General features: G+C 67.9%; 5 protein-coding genes and 1 pseudogene. 4 read left to right on the top strand and 2 right to left on the bottom strand.

What is annotated here, in order from left to right; genetic code table 11:
- From A1351_RS25395 to A1351_RS14350, 4 genes are all read left to right on the top strand, one after another.
- Window positions 1-1,668 (top strand): hypothetical protein, encoded by a 1,668-nt coding sequence (locus A1351_RS25395; RefSeq protein ID WP_064033319.1) that lies wholly within the window; start codon window positions 1-3, stop codon window positions 1,666-1,668.
- Between the two features lie 7 nt (window positions 1,669-1,675).
- A complete protein-coding gene (locus tag A1351_RS14340) occupies window positions 1,676-3,142 on the top strand; it encodes a hypothetical protein (RefSeq protein WP_064033320.1) in 1,467 nt (488 codons plus the stop codon).
- Window positions 3,142-3,363 carry a hypothetical protein gene (locus A1351_RS14345; protein WP_026599759.1) on the top strand — a complete coding sequence of 74 codons (222 nt, stop codon included), beginning with the start codon at window positions 3,142-3,144 and terminating at the stop codon, window positions 3,361-3,363. The genes A1351_RS14340 and A1351_RS14345 overlap by 1 nt, the downstream gene beginning before the upstream one ends.
- Window positions 3,364-3,501: 138 nt before the next feature.
- The gene (locus tag A1351_RS14350) at window positions 3,502-6,321 is read left to right on the top strand and encodes a caspase family protein (RefSeq protein WP_198162429.1); all 2,820 of its coding nucleotides are present in this window, start codon (window positions 3,502-3,504) and stop codon (window positions 6,319-6,321) included.
- Window positions 6,322-6,337: 16 nt separating this feature from the next.
- Here the strand turns inward: A1351_RS14350 and A1351_RS14355 are convergent, their stop codons facing one another.
- Window positions 6,338-7,801 (bottom strand): methyltransferase domain-containing protein, encoded by a 1,464-nt coding sequence (locus tag A1351_RS14355; RefSeq protein WP_064033322.1) that lies wholly within the window; start codon window positions 7,799-7,801, stop codon window positions 6,338-6,340.
- Between the two features lie 75 nt (window positions 7,802-7,876).
- Window positions 7,877-8,174: pseudogene (locus A1351_RS25400) on the bottom strand (FMN-binding glutamate synthase family protein); the annotation flags it as partial.

Genomic DNA, 8,174 nt, shown 5'->3' on the forward strand with positions numbered 1-8,174 from the left:
ATCCGCGCCGGCCTCGACGTCGCCTCCGTCGGCGTCGTCGAGGCCGGCGCGGATACGGAGATCGAGGGTCCGCAGGCGATCTATTCCGGCGCGGAAGGCGAGATCTATCTGCTCGACCAGGTCAATGGCCGCGTTTTGCGTTTCGATCCGCATAAGCCCGCCGAGGCGACGCGCTCGCTCGAATTGCCGAGCGATCTGCGGCCGACCGATATCGTCGTCGCGAGGGACACTATTTACGTCTGGGACGAAGGTCCGCGCGCCTTGCAGGCGACCGGGCCGGAGGATGCGCAGACGCGCAGCCTCGCGGTGACGCGCTCGGTCGCCGCGCCGGACGAGGCGACGCTCTCCGCCTTCGCGCAGACCGGCTCGCAGGAGATCGACGACGAGGCCGCGACACGCAGCCTCGGCGACGGAAAGCCCGCGCGCTCGCGGCAGACCATCGCCTCGCATGGACGCGGGCAGGTGGTGGCCGATGTGAACTCCCTCGACAAAAAGGGCGTCTCCATCTCCTTGCAGATCAAGGATGGGGCGGCGCTCGCCAAGCTCAAAATGCAGGTGCGCAGCCGCATCGGCTCGGTGGAGCTGCTGGATGTCGATCAGCGCGGCCGCATTTTCGTGCTGGGCGAGAATATTCCGACCGACGCGACCGACCAACCCTCGACCTTCGTCGCCCGCTACGCCTCCAACGGCGCGCTCGAGGGCGTTTATGAGCTGCCGCTGGACAAGCAGGTCGCCCTGTCGCGACGCTTCGTCACCGTCTCGGCGGAGGGTGACGTCTATTTCCTGCGGACGCGCAAAGGCGCGGTCGATCTGCTCGGCGTCGGCTTCCGCCCGATGAAGAATGGGCAGGTCATCGATCTCGCGCCGCCGGCGCCGGCGATTCCCTCTTACGCGCTGACCGATTTCGGCAAGCGCAAGGGCGCGACGGCGGCGATGCGTCCGCTCGATCGCACGCAGGTCGTGCAGACCGCGCTGCAATTCGCCAATGTGCGCTGGCGCGTCAACGCGGGCTCTTATGGCGCAGACCCGGACCGCTCTTGCAGCGGCTTCGCGCGCATCCGCCGGCCGGGCTATCTGCATGGCAAGCTGGGGCAGGAGGTCATCGGCATTCCCTATTGCTGGGGCTGCCATGGCGCGCTGCCGCGCATAGCGGCGGAGATCGGCGCCGGGCGCCTCGCCGGCAATGTCTGCACGCGCAACGATCCGCGCCCGGATGTCGCCGGCGTCGATTGCTCGGCCTTCGTCAGCGCCTGCTGGGGCCTCTCCACCCATTTCACCACTATGGCCATTCCGGCCATCTCGCGCGAATTGGGCAATCCTTGGGATCTGCTGCCCGGCGACGCGCTCAACAAGCCGGGCTCGCATGTGATGCTGTTCATGCGCTTCACGCCGGATCGCCGCGCCGAGGTGATCGAATCCTCGACCGGCGGCTGCAATGGCAAAGTGTGCCGCAACATCTATCCGCTCGCCTCGCTGCTGGCGCGCGGCTATCGGCCGGTGCGCTTTCGCGGCCTCGCCAATGATATGAGCGCGCCGACGCCGGTCGCCGCCGTCGCCACGGCGACGCCCATGGGCAAGACCAAGCCGGAAAACGCCCGGCCGGAAGCGCTGGATCAGAACGGCGCCGGGAAGCCCGCCAAAGGCGCGGCCAAGACGCGGGCGCGGTGAGAGCGGCATGATCCTGCGCCTGCGCACCGGCTCGGAGACGCTGATCCTCGGCCCGCGCGCCGCCTTCGCGGGCCTCGCCGGCCGCGACCGCCGCGCGCTGATCAGCGAATATGAGGTGCGCCGGCGGCTGCGTCTCGCGCTCGCCGATCCAGAGGGCGCCGATGCGCTGCGCCGCGCCTTCGCGCTTTGGCGGGAGGAGGGCGCGCGCATTCGCGAGGCCGACGATCGCGCGCTGATCGATCGCGTCGCGCGCATGAGCCGCAATGGCGCGTTGGCGGCTTTCGTCGTTCAGGATCGCGCCAAGGGCCTCGGCGTCTCCACTGCCGCCGCGCCGCCGGGCGGCGCGAATGTCACGGGCGCGAATGGCACGGGAATGAACATGCAGGAGCGTCTGACGGCGACGCTCCGCCTCGTTCCGAACCATTTGAGCGGAACGACGAAGCAGGCTTTCGCCGAGCTCATCGAGCCCAAGGCGCTGGCGATCACGGTCGAGGTGCTGGCGCTCTGGGCGATCTCCCATGCTTTCGGCGCGGGCGAAGCGATCGACGCCGTGCTGCTGGGCGCGGGCGTCTATTTCGGCGGCGCCCAGGTCTGGCAAGGGCTGCATGCGCTGTTCCATGCGCTCGATCTGATCAGCATGGCGCAGAGCGCAGCGCAGCTCGACGAGGCGGCGGCGATTTTCGCCGAAGGCGTGACGAAGCTCGGCGTCGCCGTTCTGATCGCCGCGCTGACCCATGGCGCCGCGAAAAAAGCCGCGCGCTGGACCGAGAAAAAGCCGAGCCTGCGCAACACGCCGCAGGAGAGGGCGCCGAAGGCCGAGAGATATGAGCCCAAGCCGAGCAAGCCGGCCGGGCCGCCGAATGAGCAGAAGCTGTTGCAGCCCGGACTGACGGAGCAGCTCGCGAAAATCTATGAGAAGGCCCCGGCGGCGAAGCAGGAGATAGACGCCATCGCCGCGGAGATCGCCGAGAAGACCGGCGGCGCGGTGGCGAAGGCGCCGCTCAAGGACATCGACCGGGCGCGCGCGAAGATCATCGCGGATTATCAAGGCGACGCATCCCGCATCCGCGACATAGCCCGCAACGCGATCGTCGTCGAAAAGGAGAATTTCGACGCCGCCGTCGCGCTGCTGAAGGAGAAAGGCGCCAAATGCAAGATAATCGACGCGGGATCGGACGCGCTCGGTTATAGCGGCGCCAATACGGTCTTGAAGACGGAAGCCGGGATCATGGCGGAAATTCAAGTCAACACGCCGCAGATGATCTTCGCCAAGGAGACGCCCGAGGTCGCGAAGCTGATCTTGGGCGAGGAGAAATACGCGGAGATCGCCGAAGCCGCGAATCTCGAGGGCGGACGCGGGCATGCGCTCTATGAGGCGTATCGCGATCTTCCGGCCGGCGATCCGCGGGCCGCGGAGATCGAGGCCGAGAGCCGCGCCTATTACGACGCCATTCGGCGCGCGGGAGGAAAGTGATGGGACTATCGAAAGCCGATTTTCGCGACCGCGACGTCTATGTCGACTATCCTTTCGAGGATGTGATGTTCCGCTTCGACAGCAAGACTGGCGGCTTCTTCCAAAAATTCTACGGCGCCGCCCATGAGGCGGCGGTGCCGCATGACAATAGGCTGCTCACCGAGGCGATCCTCCAGGGCGAGGAGATCGACGCCGCCGCCTATCACGCCGGAAAAAAATGATCGGCGCGCCGCCGGGATGTGCGTCATCTCACATCGCCGGCCTTCCCGCCTCTGATATCGGTTGCGACGACGACAAGGGCGATGATAGCGTGAGCCATTGGGATCGCGTCTATTCATCAGACAATGGCCATCGGCGAAATGACGAAGCATTGGAAAAATTTCGTCCTTGCCCTCGCGAGCTTCGCTCTCGCGGCCGTCGTCGCGTCTCCCGCTTTCGCAGAGCGCCGCGTCGCTCTCGTGCTCGGCAACGCCGAATATGACCACATCGCCAGGCTGAAAAATCCGGTCAATGACGCCAAGGACGTCGCCGAGACTCTGGCGAGGGACCTCGGCTTCGAGGTCATCTCGCTCGTCAACGCCCGCAAGGAGCAGCTGGACGGCGCGCTCGCTGACTTCTCGCGCAAGGCCGCCGGCGCCGATGTGGCGCTGTTCTATTACGCCGGCCATGGCGTGCAGAACGAGGGCAAGAATTATCTGCTGCCGACCGACATCGCCGTGAAGGACGTCGCCGATGTCGAGTTCAAGGCGCTGGACATGGACCGCGTGCGTCTCGCGCTGTCGAAATCCGCGGGCGTCAATATTCTCATCCTCGACGCCTGCCGCAACAATCCCTTCGACAGTCTCGTCACCGCCTCGCGCTCGGTCGACGGCGGAATGCTGCCGCGCGGCCTCGAGCGGATGGCCGTCGCGGTGAACAAAGGCGCCAAGGGCATTCTCGTCGCCTATGCGGCCGCACCGCATGAGGTGGCGCTGGACGGCTCCGGCCGCAACAGCCCCTTCGCCGAGGCGCTACTCAAGAATCTGAAAGCGCCGGAGGTGGAGATCCGCCGCCTGTTCAACCTCGTCAGCGACGATGTCGCGCGCACGACCAAGGGCAAGCAGTCGCCGGAAATCTCCAGCCGCATCTATGGCGACTTTTATTTCCTCAGCCCGGATGAGATGGCCGAGCGCGCCTGGCAGAAGGCCTCCAAGACGCAGGACCCCGCCGATTTCCGCAGCGTGCTGACGCTCTATCCGACCTCGCCCCGCGCCCGCGACGCGCAGCTGCGGCTCGATCTCTTCGAGAGCGTGCAGCGCTGCAACGCCGAGCAGAAGGAGCTGGAGGCGATCGCCCCCGCTGATCTTTCGCGCCTGCGCGCCGCCGCCGGACGCTTCTCCTGCGACGCCGCGCGCAAGGGCGCCGAAACGCTCGTCGCCAAGGCCGAGGAGAAAGAGCGTCGCGAGCTGGCGAGCTGCGAGGCCGACAATAGAGCGCTCGGCGCCCTCGGTGAAGACAACCTCGCCGGCCTGCGCGCCGCCGCCGCGAAAATGAGCTGCCCGGATGCGCGCCGCCGCGCCGGCGATCTCATCGCCCGGCTGGAGGCGAAGGAGCAGCGCGAGCGCGAGATCTGCAACGCCGATCTCGCGGCGCTGCATTCGGTCCCGCGCGACGATCTTTTCAGCCTGCGCGCCGTTTCCGGCCGCCTGGCCTGCCGCGCGGCGATAGACGAAGCCAAGCCGCTGGTCGCGGCGCTGGAGGCGAAAGAGCGCCGCGAGCGCGAGACCTGCGAGGCCGAGCGCAAGGCTTTCGCCGCTGTCGATCCGAGCGATCTTTCCGGCATGCGCGCCGCCGTCGGCCGCATGACTTGCGCCGCCGCGGTGGACGGCGCGCGCTTCGTGCTCGCCCGGCTCGAGGAGAAGGAGCGCCGCGAGCGCGATATTTGCGATACCGATCGCAAGGCGCTGGGCGCCGCCGGCGTGAGCGACATTGGCGCGCTGAAATCCGCCGCCGCCAAAATGCGCTGCGAGGCGGTTCGCAACGACGCCAATCTTCTGGTCGCCGAGCTGGAGAGCAAGGCGATCCGCATCGAAGGGCAGAGCTGCGACGCCGAGCGCAAGAGCGTCGCCGGAATGGGCGGCGACCTCGCCCGGCTGCGCGCCGCTTCGCTGGGCATGAAATGCGACGCCGCGCGCGAGGACGCCAAGGGCCGCATCGCCAAGCTCGAGGAGCGGGAGACTCTCGCGCGCCAGACCTGCGACGCCGAGCGCAAGACGCTGCAATCCAAGGCGGACGACCTCATCGCTCTGCGCGCCGCCGTGCTGGCGACCACTTGCGAGGATGTGCGCAAGGATGGCAAGGCGCTGGCGGCTGAGCTGGAGAAGAAGCAGCGCCTCGCCAAGGAGAGCTGCGACGCGGATCGTAAGGCGCTGGACGGCAAGTCCGGCGATCTCTCAGGCCTGCGCGCCGCGCTCGACGGCATGAGCTGCGAAACGGCGCGCGCCGAGGCCCGCCGCAAGATCGCCGAGCTGGAAGGCGCCTGCGCCGCCGATCGCAAGAGCGTCGTCGATGTCGATGCGACGAGCTTCGACGCGCAGCAGAAATTGGGCGCGCTGCGCGGCCGCAAATTCTCCTGCGCCGATGCGCGCGGCGATCTCGACAAGGCTGTCGCCGCGACCGAGACCCGTGTGCGCGCCGCGCAGACGCAGCTGAAGACGCTCGGCTGCTATGCGGCCGCCGCCAATGGCAAGCTCGACGAGCCGACCAAATCCGCGCTCGCCGCCTATGCGAGCAAGAAAGGCGAGTCCGCGCCGACCCGCCTCACCGACGAGCTGGTCGCGCAGCTGCAGGGCCAGACCGAGACCGTCTGCCCGCAGCAGGCCGCACCCGTCGCCGCCAAGCCCGTGGAAGCGCCGGTCAAGGATGCGGCCCGCGAGGAAGCTGCTCCGGCCGCCAAGCCGGCCAAGCACAATGCGCGTCGTCATGAGGAAGAGGACGACGAGCCGGCGCGTCCGGCGCGGGCCGGCAAGCGCAATCAGATCGCCGCGCCGGTCGTCGCCCCGCGTCATATGCGCGAGCGCGCCCCCGTCGAGCGCCCGTTCGCCGCCCGCCCGGCGCGTCCGGCGGCCCCGGCCGTGGTCGCCGCCCCCGTCGCCGCGACGCCGAAGCCGCTCTCATGGTCGCATAATCCGGGCTTCTGATTTTTAGATTCGTCGCTCAGGCGTGAGGATCGCGCGTCAGGCCCCACATCGCGAAAGTCGCGAGCGCCGCCTCCACCTGCGCGCGCGTGCGGCTCTCCTCCGCCTCGCCAGACATTGCGCGGGTGAGATCGTCGACCGTTCGCGTTCCGTCGAGCAGCGCCAGAAAACGGCGCGTGTCATCACCCTCGAGCGCGACTTGCGAATGCCGATAGCTCGTCACCGAGCCGAGGCCGAGCCGCGCCTGCGCGCGCGCCAGCGGATTGGCGAAAGGCTTTTCGCCCGGCTGTCTTCCGACTGGAAAAGGCTCCGTCGCCAAGCGCGCCATATTGCCCGCAAAGAGCCGCAGCAGCGCCGAGCGCGCCGCGGGCTCTGCCGCGATCTCGTCGATCGCGAGCGCGCGCGGATAGGCCTCGCCGAGCCGGCGCATCGCCGCTCCGAAAGCCGCGTCGCGCGTCGAGACCTCGCCCTTTCCGGCCGTCTTGAAGGCGTATTCGCCCGCAGCGACGCTGGCGTCCACGAAGGGCTCGAGCGGCGCCTCGAGATAGAGGCCGGAAAGACGCTCCGGCGCGAAGCGCCGTTCCAGCGGCGCGCCGGAGCGGCAGAACAGGCTGCGACGAAAAAACCGCGTCTCGACGAAATCGAGCGCCTGCTCATAGGCGATCTGATCGCCGCCGGTGAGCGGCAAGGATTGGCTCCACAGCTCGCTCTCCCATAGCGCATGTCCCACCAGCGAGGGGTCATTGTCGCAAAGATAATCGAGCCCATGCGCCCGCGCCGCGGCGACGACAGTGGAGAAGAGCTGCGGATCATAGATCTCGCCGAGCTCGTCGTGGAAGATGAGCCCATCCGGCCGGCCGAGAAAATCGCGCGCCTCCAGCGCCAGCGCCTTGCGAAAGGCGTTGTCGCTCGTCGACCATTGCTCGGCGTAGAAGCTCGCCGTCGCGCGCGCGGCGGCGATTCTGCGCTCTGGCTCCACTATTCCCGCGACGGCGCTGAGAAGCATGTCGCGCAGGCCCTGGCGCAAGCGGCATCCCGGCAGCGCATTATAGCTGATCATGGCGACGCCACGCTGCGACAGCAGCCGCCCGCACAGCGCCATCACCGCATCCTGAACGACCTTCGGCGCCCAGGCGTAGACGCCATGCGCGATGATGTAATCGAAGGATTGCGGCTCGGCTTCGAAATCACGCAGATCGGCGCAAACGAGCCGCAGATTAGAGACGCCCGCCGCCGCCGTCAGCTCACGTCCTGCGGCGACGGCGCGCTCGGAGAGATCGACGCCGATAAATTGCGCGCGCGGCGCGCCGATCGCCATGCTGGCGAGATTGACGCCATCGCCGGCGCCGATCTCCAGCACGCGGCAGTCCTGAAACGGCGCCGCGGGCCGCCCCATCAATTGCGAAAGAGCGCCGAGCTGCGTGGGATGCGTCCAATGGCGGACAGCGTAAGGATAGTCCTGCTCGTCATAGACATTCGTCATGGGAATGGGCTCGCAATATCGACGATCGATCCTCGGTGAATTCGCCGCGTCTTGCAAGGCGCGGCTGCGGGACGATCAGGCGAGAGCGAGCGACGCCGGCCGAAACGAATCCGCGCGCGCGCTGCGCCAGGCGGCGGCGAAGCGCGCATCCATCTCGCCACGGAGAAACGCGCCGGGCGCCGGCGCCGGATAGAGATCGGCGAAAGTCGCCGCCTCATGCGGGGAGATGCGGCGACAAAAATGCTCCGGCGTGAAATCGCTCGGATGGTCGAGCCCGGCGGCGGCGGCGAGCTCGGCGAGAGCTGCGAGCGTCGCATGATGAAAATTGCGCACGCGCTCCGCCTTGTCCGAGACGACGAGCGCGCGGCCGCGC

Origin of the sequence: Methylosinus sp. R-45379, from assembly GCF_001644125.1 — a bacterium.
GTDB lineage: Bacteria > Pseudomonadota > Alphaproteobacteria > Rhizobiales > Beijerinckiaceae > Methylosinus.

Excerpts from the sequence above, each read along its gene's own strand:
- A1351_RS14340 (WP_064033320.1), top strand. The coding sequence starts at position 1,676 with ATGATCCTGCGCCTGCGCACCGGCTCGGAGACGCTGATCCTCGGCCCG.
- A1351_RS14345 (WP_026599759.1), top strand. The coding sequence starts at position 3,142 with ATGGGACTATCGAAAGCCGATTTTCGCGACCGCGACGTCTATGTCGAC.
- A1351_RS14350 (WP_198162429.1), top strand. The coding sequence starts at position 3,502 with ATGACGAAGCATTGGAAAAATTTCGTCCTTGCCCTCGCGAGCTTCGCT.
- A1351_RS14355 (WP_064033322.1), bottom strand. The coding sequence starts at position 7,801 with ATGACGAATGTCTATGACGAGCAGGACTATCCTTACGCTGTCCGCCAT.